13 protein-coding genes are annotated in these 14,649 nt (G+C 64.0%); 10 read left to right on the top strand and 3 right to left on the bottom strand.

The window, feature by feature from the left end:
• Positions 1-10 precede the first annotated feature (10 nt).
• Together PverR02_RS12455 and PverR02_RS12450 are read left to right on the top strand one after the other, a co-directional pair.
• Positions 11-1,144 (top strand): NAD(P)/FAD-dependent oxidoreductase, encoded by a 1,134-nt coding sequence (locus PverR02_RS12455; RefSeq protein WP_046383936.1) that lies wholly within the window; start codon positions 11-13, stop codon positions 1,142-1,144.
• Complete coding sequence (locus PverR02_RS12450) at positions 1,144-1,770, top strand: helix-turn-helix transcriptional regulator (RefSeq protein ID WP_017847913.1); 627 nt, start codon at positions 1,144-1,146, stop codon at positions 1,768-1,770. Before PverR02_RS12455 ends, PverR02_RS12450 begins: the two co-directional genes overlap by 1 nt.
• 92 nt (positions 1,771-1,862) lie before the next feature.
• Here PverR02_RS12450 and PverR02_RS12445 read toward each other — a convergent pair whose 3' ends face one another.
• Both PverR02_RS12445 and PverR02_RS12440 read right to left on the bottom strand, forming a co-directional pair.
• Positions 1,863-2,639 (bottom strand): ABC transporter substrate-binding protein, encoded by a 777-nt coding sequence (locus tag PverR02_RS12445; protein WP_079443513.1) that lies wholly within the window; start codon positions 2,637-2,639, stop codon positions 1,863-1,865.
• A 136-nt stretch (positions 2,640-2,775) separates the two neighbouring features.
• A complete protein-coding gene (locus PverR02_RS12440; protein WP_046383938.1) occupies positions 2,776-3,462 on the bottom strand; it encodes a glycosyltransferase in 687 nt (228 codons plus the stop codon).
• 199 nt (positions 3,463-3,661) lie between these two features.
• On the opposite strand from PverR02_RS12440, the gene PverR02_RS12435 reads away from it, so the two are divergent.
• Positions 3,662-6,061: a DUF3772 domain-containing protein gene (locus tag PverR02_RS12435; RefSeq protein ID WP_079443512.1), complete on the top strand. Its 2,400-nt coding sequence runs from the start codon at positions 3,662-3,664 to the stop codon at positions 6,059-6,061.
• Positions 6,062-6,080: 19 nt separating this feature from the next.
• Here PverR02_RS12435 and PverR02_RS12430 read toward each other — a convergent pair whose 3' ends face one another.
• On the bottom strand, positions 6,081-6,863 hold the full coding sequence (locus PverR02_RS12430; RefSeq protein ID WP_017847917.1) for a DNA-binding transcriptional regulator: 783 nt from the start codon (positions 6,861-6,863) through the stop codon (positions 6,081-6,083).
• 133 nt (positions 6,864-6,996) lie between these two features.
• On the opposite strand from PverR02_RS12430, the gene PverR02_RS12425 reads away from it, so the two are divergent.
• From PverR02_RS12425 to mhpT, 7 genes are all read left to right on the top strand, one after another.
• On the top strand, positions 6,997-8,655 hold the full coding sequence (locus tag PverR02_RS12425) for a bifunctional 3-(3-hydroxy-phenyl)propionate/3-hydroxycinnamic acid hydroxylase (RefSeq protein ID WP_057005927.1): 1,659 nt from the start codon (positions 6,997-6,999) through the stop codon (positions 8,653-8,655).
• 1 nt (position 8,656) lies between these two features.
• A complete protein-coding gene (mhpB, locus tag PverR02_RS12420; protein ID WP_079443511.1) occupies positions 8,657-9,610 on the top strand; it encodes a 3-carboxyethylcatechol 2,3-dioxygenase in 954 nt (317 codons plus the stop codon).
• Positions 9,611-9,627: 17 nt separating this feature from the next.
• A complete protein-coding gene (locus PverR02_RS12415) occupies positions 9,628-10,491 on the top strand; it encodes an alpha/beta fold hydrolase (protein WP_079443510.1) in 864 nt (287 codons plus the stop codon).
• 14 nt (positions 10,492-10,505) lie between these two features.
• Positions 10,506-11,312 carry a 2-keto-4-pentenoate hydratase gene (gene mhpD / locus PverR02_RS12410; RefSeq protein WP_079443509.1) on the top strand — a complete coding sequence of 269 codons (807 nt, stop codon included), beginning with the start codon at positions 10,506-10,508 and terminating at the stop codon, positions 11,310-11,312.
• Between the two features lie 32 nt (positions 11,313-11,344).
• The gene (locus tag PverR02_RS12405; RefSeq protein WP_079443508.1) at positions 11,345-12,280 is read left to right on the top strand and encodes an acetaldehyde dehydrogenase (acetylating); all 936 of its coding nucleotides are present in this window, start codon (positions 11,345-11,347) and stop codon (positions 12,278-12,280) included.
• 10 nt (positions 12,281-12,290) lie between these two features.
• On the top strand, positions 12,291-13,301 hold the full coding sequence (gene dmpG / locus PverR02_RS12400; RefSeq protein WP_017847923.1) for a 4-hydroxy-2-oxovalerate aldolase: 1,011 nt from the start codon (positions 12,291-12,293) through the stop codon (positions 13,299-13,301).
• A gap of 83 nt (positions 13,302-13,384) precedes the next feature.
• On the top strand, positions 13,385-14,590 hold the full coding sequence (gene mhpT, locus PverR02_RS12395; RefSeq protein ID WP_079443507.1) for a 3-(3-hydroxy-phenyl)propionate transporter MhpT: 1,206 nt from the start codon (positions 13,385-13,387) through the stop codon (positions 14,588-14,590).
• The last annotated feature ends 59 nt before the right edge of the window (positions 14,591-14,649 follow it).

The raw sequence follows: 14,649 nt of genomic DNA, 5'->3' as shown, positions 1-14,649 counted from the left end.
GGAGATGTTCATGAGCCACGCAGACTTCATCATCATTGGCGGCGGGATTGCCGGCGCGTCCACGGGTTTCTGGCTGTCGCCCCACGGCAAGGTACTGGTGCTGGAGCGTGAGGCCCACCCCGGCTATCACTCGACCGGGCGTTCGGCCGCGCTCTACAGCGCCGCCTACGGCACCCCGCAAGTGCGCGCACTGACCCTGGCCAGCCGGGCGTTTTTCGACAACCCGCCCGCCGGTTTCTGCGAACACCCGCTGCTCACGCCCCGGGGCGAGATGACTGTGGACTTCAGCGGCGACCCTGCCGAGCTGGACAAGCAATACCTCAGCGCCAAGGCCACCGTGTCGCAGGTCGAACGACTGAGTGCCGACGAAGCCTGTGCACGCTTGCCGATCCTGCGGCGCGACAAAGTCCACGGGGCGATCTACGACCCGACCGCCAGCGACATCGACACCGACGCCCTGCACCAAGGCTACCTGCGCGGCATCCGCCGCAACCACGGCGAAGTGCGGACCGACAGCCACGTGCTGGGTCTGAGCCGCACTGCCGACGGCCTGTGGCACGTACAAACCCAGCATGAAACCTGCACCGCGCCGATCATCATCAACGCTGCCGGCGCGTGGGCCGACCATATCGGCGGGCTGGCCGGCGCCGCGTCCGTCGGACTGCAACCCAAGCGTCGTTCGGCGTTCATCTTCGCCGGCCCCGAAGGCGTGGACAGCCACGCCTGGCCGATGCTGGTGGCACTCGACGAAGCGTTCTACATGAAACCCGATGCCGGCATGTTCCTCGGTTCGCCGGCCAACGCCGACCCGGTGGAACCCCAGGACATCCAGCCCGAAGAACTGGACATCGCCATGGGGATCCACCAGATCGAAGAAGCCACCACCCTGACCATCCGCCGCCCGACCCGCACCTGGGCCGGCCTGCGCAGTTTTGTCCACGACGGTGATTTGCTGTCCGGCTTCGATCCGCGGGTGGCCGGGCTGTTCTGGGTGGCGGCACAGGGCGGGTATGGCATCCAGACCTCGCCCGCGATGGGCCAGGCCAGCGCGGCCTTGGTGCGCGGCGCGGCGCTACCGGAGCCACTGGCGCGGTTCGGCCTGGACGCTGGTATGCTCTCCCCCGAACGCCTGGAGCCGCATTGATGAACACCGCTGAACAAGACAAGGTCCTGCAGAACTTCCGTGCGATCGCCGATGCGATCGCCACGTTGTTCTTCCCCCACGCCGAAGTGGTGCTGCACGACCTGCGCACGCAAAAGGTCGACTACATCGCCAACAACCTGTCGAAACGGGCCATCGGTGACGATTCGGCGCTGGAAGACATGCTGAGCGACGACATCCGCGAAGTGAATATCGGCCCCTACGAAAAGCTCAACTGGGACGGCCAGAAAATCCGCAGCCTGAGCACCGTGCTGCGCGACCACAAGGGTCGCCCGCTGGCCGTGCTGTGCATCAACCTGAATATCTCGCTGTTCGAAAACGCCAAGGCGGCGCTGGACCTGTTTCTGTCACCCAGCAAGCTGATCCCGCAACCGGACTCACTGTTTCGCGATGACTGGCAGGAACGGATCAACACCTTCTTGCACGCCTGGCTGCGCGAACGCCAGTTGAGCCTGAACCTGCTGACCCGCGACCACAAGCGCGAGCTGGTGCTGGCGCTGCACGCCGAAGGTGCGTTCAAGGGCAAGAGCGCCTCGAACTACGTGGCCAATGTGTTGGGCATGGGGCGGGCAACGGTCTACAAGCACTTGAAGGAACTGAAGGGCTGAAGCCGGCAGCCGCGATCAAATGTGAGAGCGGGCTTGCCAGGGCTCGACAGCTCTCACACTGACCTACAGCGTTTTCAAGTGCATATTCAGCATCAGTCGCCGTAGATATCGGACTTGAAGTACTGCGCGGAAATCTTCTGGTACTCGCCATTGGCGCGGATGCCGTCGATGGCCGCATTCAACTCACTGACCAACGCGCTATTGCCCTTGCGCACCGCAATGCCGGCGCCCTCGCCCACGTATTTCGGGTCTTTGAGCTCCGGCCCGACAAACGCATAACCCTGGCCTCGCGGCAGCGACAGGAAGTCACTCAGGGGGATGGTGTCGGCAAAGATCGCATCCAGGCGCCCCGCCGCCAGGTCCATGTAGATTTCTTCGTTATTGCTGTAGCGCTTGACGTTGATGCCCTTGGGTTCGAACACCTCGGTGGCATACCGGTCGGTGGTGGTGGCCCGCTGCACGCCGACGGTCTTGCCTTTGAGGCTGGTGTACTGGTCGTCCACCACCGCGCCGTCCTTCATCACCAGGCGCGATGAGGTGAAGTAATACTTGTGGGTGAAATCCACCGACTTCTTGCGGTCTTCGTTGATGGTCATGGACGACAAGGCCATGTCGATTTTCTTCACTTTCAGCGAAGGAATCAGCCCATCGAACTCGCCTTCGACCCACACACACTTGACTTTCATCTGCGCGCACAAGGCGTTGCCGATGTCATAGTCGAACCCGACGATTGTGCCTTCCTGGGTCTTCGATGCGAACGGCGGGTAAGCCGCCTCGATGCCGATGCGCAGGGTTTTCTCGGCGGCCAGGGCGTGGCCGCAAGCGAACAGGCTCAGGGCCAGGGCGGTGATGAGGGAGCGTTTCTTCATGGTCGTGGTCTCGCAAGTTATTGTCGATTTGGCAAGATTGAAGAAAAAGTCAGGCAGGTTTTTTTGTACTTATAAATCCATAATGGACTTTAGCGTATTTTCCGTCAATCGCTTCCAGGCAACCCACGCACGGGGCTCAGGTGCAGGGGGAATCGGCTTCGGCGTGAGCGGATGGCGGGATCAGCGAAGCCAGGTATTCGCCAAACCCGCCCTGGCACTTGTAGTCCCGACGCGCGCTGGTAATCACCGGAATGGTGGCCGTCCAGGCGATCCGTGCGCCGGTCCGTTCAAGGTCGGCCACCAGGCGGACGTCTTCATCGGCGGCCAGGTGCTGAAACCCACCGGCGGTGCGATAGGCCTCGGCACTCAACCCAAGGTTTGCCCCATGGATGTGGCGGTGGTTTTCGATGAATCGATAGCGCTCCAGGTATTGCGCACGCACCCGTTCGCCGTGCTCGTTCCAGCTGTCGACCTCGACGGTGCCGCACACCGCATCAGCGCCAAACCCGAGCTGGCGCACCAGCCAATCCTGGGGAACCCGCGTGTCTGCATCCGTGAAGGCAAGCCACTGCACGCCGCGCTTGAGCAACGTCTCGGCGCCGACGGCTCTGGCCTTGCCCACATTCTGAAAACGCACGTCGAGTGTCGCCGCACCGTGGGCCGCCGCCAACGCGTCGGTGCGGTCGGAGCAGTCATCCAGAACCACGAGTATCTCAACCGGGCGGCCGTCAAGCGCGGGATGTTCACTGGCGAGCCGCACAGAAGCGAGGCACTCGCTGATCTGCCGCTCTTCATTATGGGCGGGTATCACGACTCCTATCATTGGCGTTGCCTCAGTTGGCGAAGTATGTCCAGCTATCGACATAGCGCTGAGGCAGAAGGTTTAAACAATCTTGTGCCGCCGCCTGACCACGCGCATCGTTGCCGCCGTGCCTCCCCAAAAAATTCGCACGAATGGCTTGCCTTCGCCTCATAGAGTGGTGACGCTTAGGTATTTGGGTAACCGTCAAAGGGCAAGGCGCATGCATCGAGTCACCACGAGCCGTTTTTTCACCGGGCTGTTCGCCCTGCTGATGCTGTGCGCTACGTTGCCCAGCCTCGCGCAGGCTGCGCCTTCGCCGATCAGCGACCCGCGCAGTGTGCCGCTGCTGGCTGAAGACGCCAGTGTGCAAGACCTCAACGACCAACTCGACCTGATCCGCCAGAAAGTCACGGGCAGCGCCAACGACGACCTGCTCTCGACCTTGCGCCAGGCCGCCTTGCAGGTGCAAAAACAGGCCGACACCCTGGCCGCCAAACAAATCCTCGATCTTGAACACCTGGATGACCAGCTCAACGTGCTTGGCCCGGTACAGGTCAATGAGCCTCCCAGCCTGACCCAACAACGCAGCGCATTGACCCGGCAGAAGAACACCCTGCTCAACGAGCAGCGCCAGGCCAGCAGCCTGAGCCAATCCGCCAGCGACATGGCCGCGCAGATCTTCAGCCTGCGCCGCAGCCTCTTCGACTCACAGATCAGCACCCGCTCGGCGAGCCCGATCAGCGTGGTGTTCTGGTCCAACATCATCCGCCCGACCGACGACGATCTCAGCCGTTTACGCGGCCTGTACGCCGATGTCCGCAGCGTGACGGACACCGCCGTGGCGCCGGGAAACCGCTGGTTTTTCGTGAGCATGCTGTTCAGTGCGCTGCTGGTCTGGGTGACGGGACGACGTGTGTTGGAGCACACGCTGGTCCGCCTGACGGTGCGCTGGATCCCCGAAGGCCGCCTGCGTCGCAGTGCCCTGGCGCTGGCGGTGGGGCTGGCCACCGTGCTGACCATCAGCCTGGCCGCCACGCTGCTGCGCTGGGGCGTGCTACGCGACACCGTGCCCAGCGCCGATATGCTCACGCTGCTCGATCAATTGCAGACCCTGGTGGTGTTCTGCGCCTTCATTGTCGGCCTCGGTCGCGCCCTGTTGATGCGCGCGCATCCGTCCTGGCGCCTGCCCCAGATCCCCGACCAGATCGCCGTCGCCCTGGCCCCCTTCCCCGTGCTGATGGGCCTGGCCTTGATGCTGATCGGCACCCAGGAACGCATCAACAGCGTCATCGCCAGCAGCCTGGCACTGACCGCGGCGGTGAACGGCCTGACCGCGCTGGCCATCGCGCTGGTGTTCTTCTTCGGCCTGCTGCGTTACCGCCGCACCCGCCGCCGATACGCGCTTGAACGCATGAGCGGCATCGCCGGGCTGATTCCGTTTGTCGCCGGGACCTGGATCGGGATCGCCCTGCTGGCGCTGTTGAGCGGCTACCTGACCCTGGCTTACTTCCTCACCGTCAAACTGCTGTGGATGAGCGTGGTCGCGGCGACGGCTTATCTGCTGATCGCCTGCTTCGGCGACCTCTGCGAGACCCTGCTCTCGCCGAAACAGCCTGGCGGCCTGGCGCTCGGCTCGGCCCTGGGCCTGTCCGAACGCCACCAGGCACAGGCCAGCACGATACTCGCGGGCGTGGGCCGCACCCTGCTGATGTTCACCGCGGTGCTGTTGGCGTTCCTGCCCTCCGGCTCCAGCCCGGGCGAGCTGCTGGCGGGGCTGACGCAACTCGACCTGGGCAGCAAGCCGCTGGGCAACCTGAACATCGCGCCCGGCGATATTCTGCTGGCCCTTGTCCTGCTCGCGATCGGCCTGTTCGGCGTGCGCGTGCTCAAGAACTGGCTCGGCGAACGGCTGCTGCCGGAAACCAACATGGACGCCGGCATGCGCGCCTCGCTGGTGACCCTGGTGGGTTACATCGGCTTCGTGCTGGTCGCGGTGGTGGTGATGTCCACGCTGAATATCAGCCTGACCAACTTGACCTGGGTGGTCAGTGCGCTGTCGGTGGGCATCGGTTTCGGCCTGCAGGCGATCGTGCAGAACTTCATCTCCGGCCTGATCCTGCTCACCGAACGCCCGGTCAAAGTCGGCGATTGGGTCAGCCTCGCGGGCGTCGAAGGCGATATCCGCCGCATCAACGTGCGCGCCACGGAAATCCAGATGTCCGATCGCTCAACGGTGATCGTGCCCAACTCGCAGTTCATCACCCAGAACGTGCGCAACGTGACCATGGGCAATGCGCTGGGCGTGGTCGGCATCACCCTGACCCTGCCGCTGGAAACCGATGTGCTGCAGATCCGCGAGCTGCTGTTGACGGCATTCACCGAACACGAAGACGTGCTGGACACGCCGGCGCCGTCAGTGACGTTCAAGGACCTGACCGCCAACGGATTGGTCATCGGCGTCAGCGGTTACGTCAACAGCCCGCGCTCGGTGGGGACAGCCCGCAGCGACCTGCTGTTCACCGTCCTCGGGCGCCTGCGCGAACTCGGCGTGGCGCTGTCATCGCCGCAGAGTATGGTGCTGATCAATGAGGCGGCGGAAAAAGCCTCGCCGGCCGATTAGAGCCCCACCCAACCAAGCATCAGCACTCCGCCAATTGCGTTCTGATTTTTTCCACCACGCCCTGCATGGCCGGCAGATAGCGGCGGGCGGCTTCCTCAACTGACATCGCCTTGGCGATGTAGACCAGATTCAGGCAGCCCATCACCCGCTCCTCGTGCCTGATCGGAATCGCAATCGCGGCGATTTTGCGCTCAAGACCCCAGTGGGAATTGTTTTCGCCGTAGCCCTTGCCGAGGGTGTGCTCGACCAACCGATCGACAAAGCCGCGATCCGCCGCCAGCGCCGACTGTTCATCGTCGCGGCTGATCAACAACTCGATCAGCTCTTCGCGCTCGGCCGGCGGGCAGAACGCGAAGTACGCGCGCCCGATGGCGGTCATGAGCAAGGGTAAACGCCGGCCGACCATGGAGCGGTGAAACGACAGGCGACTGAAGCGATGCGTGGTCTCGCGTATCACCATGGCGTCGCCGTCCAGCGTACACAGGTCGGTGGGCCAGACCACTTGTTGCAGCAGCTCGCCCAGCAGCGGTGCGGCAATCGACGAAATCCATTGCTCGTCGCGAAACCCCTCGCTCAGTTCGCGGACTTTCAGCGTCAGGCGATAGCTGTCATCCGACTCGCTGCGGCGTACATAACCCTCGGCCTGCAAGGTCTCCAGCAGCCGGCGAACCGTGGTCCGGTGCAGCCCGCTTTGCTCGGCCAACTGCGCCGTGCTGGCCCCGCCATCGAAACGATTCAAGCCATTGATCAGCGCCAAACCCCGCATCAGCCCACGAACGGTTTTGTATTCTGTTTCGCTCATGGACGCTCCATTATCGTTTCAAATCAACACTGTGCACCTGGTGCACACTAGCAGGGGTTTTCGTTGTCCACCAGCCTCGTGATTTCCATACTGCGCCCCACAAGAAATCCAAAAACGCTGTACGGAGATACCCATGAGTCTTGCACCCGCTCCTTCCACATTGGAGCTGACCGCCGACGTTGCCATCGTCGGCGCCGGCCCTGTCGGCTTGATGATCGCCAATTACCTGGGGCAACGTGGCGTAAACGTCACCTTGGTGGAAAAGCTCGACACCCTGATCGACTACCCCCGCGCCATCGGCCTGGACGATGAAAGCCTGCGCACGTTCCAGGCCGTCGGTCTGGCGGACAAGGTGCTGCCGCATACCACGCCCTGGCACGCCATGCGTTTCCTGACCCCCAAGGGTCGCTGCTTTGCCGATATCCAACCGAAAACCGACGAGTTCGGCTGGTCCCGCCGCAACGCGTTCATTCAACCTTTGGCCGACCGCGTGCTGTTCGACGGCCTGCAGCGCTTCAGCAACGTCAAGGTGCTGTTCAGTCGCGAGCTAGACAGCTTTGAACAAAGCGACAGCGCGGTGGTGCTCAACCTCAAGGATCAGCATGGCCGCAGCGAACGCCTGAATGCCCGTTACCTGATCGGTTGCGACGGTGGCAACAGCCTGGTGCGGCGCAGCCTGGACATCAGTTTCGAAGGCAAGACCGCGCCCAATCAGTGGATCGTGGTCGACATCGCCAACGACCCGCTGGCCACGCCCCATGTCTATCTGTGCTGCGACCCGGTGCGTCCTTACGTGTCCGCCGCCCTGCCCCACGGCGTGCGTCGTTTCGAGTTCATGGTGATGCCCGGCGAAACCGAGACCGAGCTGAGCAAGCCCGAGAACCTGCGCAAGCTGCTGAGCAAAGTCTTGCCCAACCCCGACCGCATCGAGCTGATCCGCAGCCGCGTCTATACCCATAACGCGCGTCTGGCCGGGCGGTTCCGCCAGGGCCGGGTGCTGCTGGCCGGCGATGCCGCGCACATCATGCCGGTATGGCAAGGCCAGGGTTACAACAGCGGCATGCGCGATGCCTTGAACCTGGCGTGGAAACTCGCGCTGGTGATCAAGGGCCTGGCCGCCGACAGCCTGCTCGACAGCTACGAACAGGAACGCCGCGACCACGCCAAGGCGATGATCAACCTCTCCGTACTCGCCGGCCACGTATTGGCGCCGCCGAAACGCTGGCAAGGCACCCTGCGCGATGGGGTGTCGTGGCTGCTCAACTACCTGCCGCCGGTCAAGCGTTACTTCGTGGAAATGCGCTTCAAACCGATGCCGCAATACACCCGGGGCGCGTTGATCGTGCCGACTGCAAAAGGCTCGCCGGTGGGCAAGATGTTCATTCAGCCAAAGGTCTTGACCGACGCCGGCACCACCGTGCTGCTGGACGAAGTGATTGGCGACAACTTTGCGATCATCGCCTGGGGCTGCGATCCAACCTGGGGCCTGTCGGCCACGCAAATCGCCCATTGGAAAGCCCTGGGCACGCGCTTCATCCAAGTGTTGCCGGACGTCCAGCTCCGAGTACCGAGCGATGCCGGCCAAGACGTGATCCGCGTGGGTGACAGCAGCGGGCGCTTGAAAGAATGGTTCGCGCTCGGCACCTCGTCTATCGCCCTGGTGCGTCCGGACCGCTTCCTCGCCGGCCTGGCCATCCCGCAAACCGTCGGCCAGGCCTGCGATGACCTGGCCCGGGCGCTCAAAGCCGTGCCACCGACCTCGGCGAACGCTGTTGTCAGCAAGGTCGCGTGACATGAGCGCCTTTGTGCATTGTTTGTCTCATACGCCGTTGATGGGCTACGTCGATCCGGCGCCGCATGTGTTGGCTGAAGTCGACGGCGTGATCGACGCCGCGCGCGAGCGCATCGCCCGCTTCGACCCGCAGCTGGTGGTGCTGTTCGCTCCCGACCATTACAACGGCTTTTTCTACGACGTGATGCCGGCCTTTTGCATCGGCATGGCGGCCCACGCGATTGGCGATTTCGACACCGCCGCCGGCCCGCTCGACGTGCCCAAAGCGCTGGCCGAATCCTGCGCCCAGGCGGTGCTGGATGCCGGTGTCGATGCCGCGGTGTCGTATCGCATGCAGGTCGACCATGGGTTCGCGCAACCGTTGGAACTGTTGCTCGGCGGCTTGCAGCGCTGCCCGGTGATTCCGGTGTTTATCAACTCGGTGGCCGTACCGCTGCCGAGTTTCAAACGCGCCCGACTGCTGGGTGAAGCGATCGGCCAATGGGCCAAAGCGCTGGATAAACGTGTGCTGTTCCTCGCTTCCGGTGGCTTGTCCCATCAGCCACCGGTACCGGAACTGGCCAAGGTCGACGCACGCATGGCAGACCGTCTGATGGGCAGCGGGCGTCAGCTCCCCGCCGATGAACGACAGGCCCGCCAGAACCGGGTGATTCAAGCCGCCCGCGCTTTCGTCGAAGACCCGAACAGCCTGCACCCGCTGAACCCGGCCTGGGATCAGCAGTTTCTCGACAGCCTCGAACAGGGCCGCATGCGCGACCTCGACAGCTTGGGCAATGACGCGTTGTCGGCGCTGGCCGGCAAGTCGACCCACGAAGTCAAAACCTGGGTCGCCGCCTTCGCTGCCCTGAGTGCCTTCGGCCCGTATCAGACCGAAGGCCGCTACTACCGCCCGATTCCCGAGTGGATCGCAGGTTTCGGTGCGCTTGGCGCACAGCCGCTGCCCCCTCACCCATGAATTCAAGGAACACTGCCATGACTGCCACTGCTTTCAGTGAAGCCTCCACCAGCCGCTTTGCCCGTATCAAGGAAGGCGACCTGGACCTGCAACTGCACTACAACGACCTTGGCGAAGGCGCCGCCACCGTGGTCATGCTGCACGGCTCCGGGCCGGGCGCGAGCGGCTGGGCCAACTTCAATCGCAATATCGAGCCGCTGGTGAATGCCGGTTTTCGCGTGATCCTGATGGATTGCCCCGGCTGGAGCAAAAGCGACACGATCGTCAGCGAAGGCTCGCGCTCGAACCTCAATGCCCAAGCGCTCAAGGGCCTGCTCGATGTGCTGGGGCTGGAGCGCGTGCACATCATCGGCAATTCGATGGGGGCCCACAGCACCGTCGCCTTCGCCCTGGAATACCCTGAGCGGATCGGCAAGCTGATCCTGATGGGCGGCGGCACCGGCGGCCCGAGTGCCTTCGTGCCGCAGCCCACCGAAGGCATCAAGCTGATCGGCGCGCTGTACCGCGACCCGACCATCGAGAACCTGAAGAAGATGATGAATGTCTTCGTTTTCGACGCCAGCGGCCTCACCGACGAGCTGTTCCAGACCCGCCTGGACAACATCCTGTCGCGCCGCGATCACCTGGACAACTTCGTCAAGAGCAGCACGCTCAACCCCAAGCAATTTCCGGATTTCAGCCACCGCCTGCACGAAATCAGCGCCGACACCCTGCTCGTCTGGGGCCGCGAGGACCGCTTCGTGCCGATGGACACCGGCTTGCGCCTGCTGGCCGGCCTGCCCCGGGCACAGTTGCACGTGTTCAACCGTTGCGGCCACTGGGCGCAGTGGGAACACGCCGAGAAGTTCAACCGCATGGTCCTGGACTTCCTGACCCACTGATCATCGAGGCTGACATGACGCTGACTCAAGACACCCTGCAACAACTCGCCGCCGACCTGCGCCAGGCCGAAGACCACGGCGAAGCCATCGGGCCGCTGCGCGAGCGGATCGGTGCAGACAACGCCGCCGCCGCGTATGCCATCCAGCGCCTCAACGTCGACCACGGCGTGGCCAACGGGCGCCGCGTGGTCGGGCGCAAGATCGGCCTGACCAACCCCAAGGTCCAGGCCCAGTTGGGCGTGGACCAGCCGGACTTCGGCACCCTGTTTGCCGACATGTGCTACGGCGACAACGCCACCGTGCCGAGCGGCCGCGTACTGCAACCGAAGATCGAGGCTGAAATCGCGCTGATCCTCGAACGCGACCTGCCCCGCGCCGACACCACATTCGCCGACGTGATGGCGGCCACCGGCTGGGTCGTGCCGGCCCTGGAAATCGTCGGCAGTCGCATCCAGGGCTGGAACATCCGCTTCGTCGATACCGTGGCTGACAACGCGTCCAGCGGCTGCTTCGTACTCGGCGGCCCGGCTCGACGTCTCGATGGGCTCGACCTGCGCCAGGCCAGCATGCGGATGACCCGCAACGCTGAAGAAGTGTCCAGCGGCAGTGGCGCCGAATGCCTTGGTCACCCGCTCAATGCGGCGGTCTGGCTGGCCTGCGCCATGGCGCGCCTGGGCGATCCGCTGCGCGCCGGCGACATCATTCTCACCGGCGCGCTGGGGCCGATGGTGGCGGTCGCTGCCGGTGATCGGTTCGAGGCCGAGATCGACGGCATCGGCCGGGTCGGCGTGAACTTCTCGGTAGACAGTCGCGCCGAGTAATCGGCGACTTGCGTGCATATGAGGCAATAACAATGAATAAACTCAAAGTCGCCATCATCGGTTCCGGCAACATCGGCACCGACCTGATGATCAAGATCCTGCGCAACGCCAAACACCTGGAAATGGCGGTCATGGTCGGCATCGACCCGGCCTCCGACGGCCTCGCCCGCGCCCAGCGCATGGGCGTGGCTACCACCCACGAAGGCGTCGAAGGCCTGACCCGCATGGACGTGTTCCAGCACATCGATTTCGTCTTCGATGCCACCTCGGCCGGCGCGCATGTGCAGAACGATGCGTTCCTGCGCACGATCAAGCCCGGCATCCGCCTGATCGACCTGACGCCGGCAGCCATCGGCCCGTACTGCGTGCCGGTGGTGAACCTGGAGCAGAACCTCGATCAGCTCAACGTCAACATGGTCACCTGCGGCGGCCAGGCGACCATTCCGATGGTCGCCGCGGTGTCGCGCGTGGCCAAGGTGCATTACGCCGAGATCGTCGCCTCGATCGCGAGTAAATCCGCCGGGCCCGGCACCCGCGCCAACATCGACGAATTCACCGAAACCACCTCCAAGGCCATCGAAGTGATCGGCGGCGCGGCCAAGGGCAAGGCGATCATCGTGATGAACCCGGCCGAGCCGCCGTTGATCATGCGCGACACGGTGTTCGTGCTGTCCGAAGCGGCGGATCAGGCGCTGGTCGAAGCCTCTATCGTCGAAATGGCGGCGGCCGTGCAGGCTTATGTGCCGGGCTATCGCCTCAAGCAAAACGTGCAGTTCGACGTGATTCCGGCAGATGCGCCGCTGAACATCCCCGGCCTGGGCAAATTCTCCGGCCTGAAAACCTCGGTGTTCCTCGAAGTCGAAGGCGCCGCCCATTACCTGCCGGCCTACGCTGGCAACCTCGACATCATGACCTCCGCAGCCTTGGCCACCGCCGAGCGCATGGCGCAGTCGATGCAACAGGCCTGAGGAGAGCGACATGAACGGTAAGAAAATCTACATCTCCGACGTAACCCTGCGCGACGGCAGCCATGCGGTGCGTCATCAGTATTCGCTGCAGAACGTGCAGGACATCGCCCGTGCCCTGGACAAGGCCAAGGTCGACTCGATCGAAGTCGCCCACGGCGACGGCCTGCAAGGCTCGAGCTTCAACTATGGCTTCGCGGCGCACACCGACCTGGAATGGATCGAAGCCGCCGCCGACGTGATCAGCCACGCCAAGATCACCACGCTGTTGCTGCCCGGCATCGGCACCGTGCATGACCTCAAGGCGGCCTACAACGCCGGTGCCCGCGTGGTACGGATCGCCACCCATTGCACCGAGGCCGACGTCTCCAGACAGCACATCGAATACGCCCGCGAACTGGGCATGGACACCGTCGGCTTCCTGATGATGAGCCACATGATCCCGGCCGAGCAGCTCGCCGCCCAGGCCAAGCTGATGGAAAGCTACGGCGCCACCTGCGTGTACATGGCCGACTCCGGCGGCGCGATGAACATGCAGGACATCCGCGATCGCTTCCGTGCGTTCAAGGCCGTGCTCAAGCCGGAAACCGAAACCGGCATGCACGCCCACCACAACCTCTCGCTCGGCGTGGCCAACTCGATCACCGCGGTCGAGGAAGGCTGCGACCGCATCGACGCCAGCCTCGCCGGCATGGGCGCCGGGGCCGGCAACGCGCCGCTGGAAGTGTTCATCGCCGCCGCCGAACGCCTGGGCTGGAACCACGGCACCGACCTCTACACCTTGATGGACGCAGCGGACGACATCGTGCGGCCGTTGCAGGACCGGCCGGTGCGGGTCGACCGCGAGTCGCTGGCGCTGGGGTATGCCGGGGTCTATTCGAGCTTCCTGCGCCATGCCGAAATCGCTGCGGCCAAGTACGGTTTGAAGACCGTGGACATCCTCGTCGAGCTGGGCAAACGCCGGATGGTCGGTGGCCAGGAAGACATGATCGTCGACGTCGCGCTGGACCTGCTCAAACGCTGAACCGTGCATCCCCCGTCCGGTCGCCCACGCAGCGGCCGGACGGTTTTGCTGTGCCCATTACAACAATAAAACGGGTATTTCCCATGACATCGCTAAACGTGCTGACACCGTTGTACATGGCGCGGACCATCGGTCTGTGCTTCCTCGTCGCCCTGATGGAAGGCCTCGACCTGCAAGCCTCGGGCATCGCCGCCCAAGGCATGGCGGCAGCGTTCCAACTGGACAAACTACACATGGGCTGGGTCTTCAGCGCCGGCATTTTCGGCCTGCTGCCCGGAGCGTTTCTCGGCGGTTTGCTGGCTGATCGCATTGGCCGCAAACGGGTGTTGATGGCCTCGGTGGCCCTATTCGGATTGTTCTCGCTGGTCACGACCATGGCCTGGGACTTCAACAGCCTGCTGGTTGCGCGCTGCCTCACAGGCGTCGGCCTGGGCGCGGCACTGCCTAACCTGATCGCGCTGACCAGTGAAGTGGCTGGCCCACGCCTGCGTGGCAGCGCCGTGAGCCTGATGTATTGCGGCGTGCCCCTGGGCGCGGCGCTGGCGGCCAGCATTGGCATTGCGCAACTGGCCGGCGGCTGGCAAGTGGTGTTCTACGTCGGCGGTATCGTGCCGTTGCTGATCGTGCCGCTGCTGGGGGTTTATCTGCCGGAATCCGCGGCGTTTCGCAACGTGCGCGACGCCGCGCCGATCAGTGTGGCCAGCGGGCTGTTCCGCGGGGGCGCGGCATGGCCGACCGTGATGATCTGGGTCAGCTACTTCTTTACGCTCATGGTGGTTTACATCCTGATCAACTGGCTGCCGAGCCTGTTGGTCGGCCAAGGCTTCAGCGGTTCTCAAGCCAGTTGGGTGATGCTCGCGCTGCAATTTGGCGCGGCGGCAGGCACGTTGTTGCTGGGCTGGGTCATGGATCGCCTGCCGGCCTGGGCGTTGTCGGCGCTGATTTACCTCGGCATCCTCGCGTCACTGACTGCGCTGGGCATGGCCACCCAATGGCACAGCATGCTGGCGGCCGGCTTCGTCGCCGGGTTCTTCGCCACGGGCGGGCAATGCGTGCTGTATGCGTTGGCCCCGCATTTCTATCGTCCGTCAATTCGCGCCACGGGCGTCGGCAGCGCCGTCGCCATTGGCCGGTTGGGTGCGATGAGCGGCCCGTTGGTGGCCGGCAAGATGCTCGCACTGGGCACGGGCACCACGGGCGTGATGATGGCCTCGGCACCCGGCATTGTCATCGCCGCGCTGGCGATGTTTTACCTGTCGGTACGCCGCAACCGCTGCCCGGCTGACTGAGCGCCAATCCGTACTCACCTTCCGCGCCACGATGGCGCGGGGCTTACCCCTACAACAAT

Origin of the sequence: Pseudomonas veronii, assembly GCF_002028325.1 — a bacterium.
GTDB lineage: Bacteria > Pseudomonadota > Gammaproteobacteria > Pseudomonadales > Pseudomonadaceae > Aquipseudomonas > Aquipseudomonas veronii.
The sequence above is the reverse complement of the archived record's forward strand: the minus strand, read 5'-3'. Positions and strand labels throughout refer to the sequence as shown.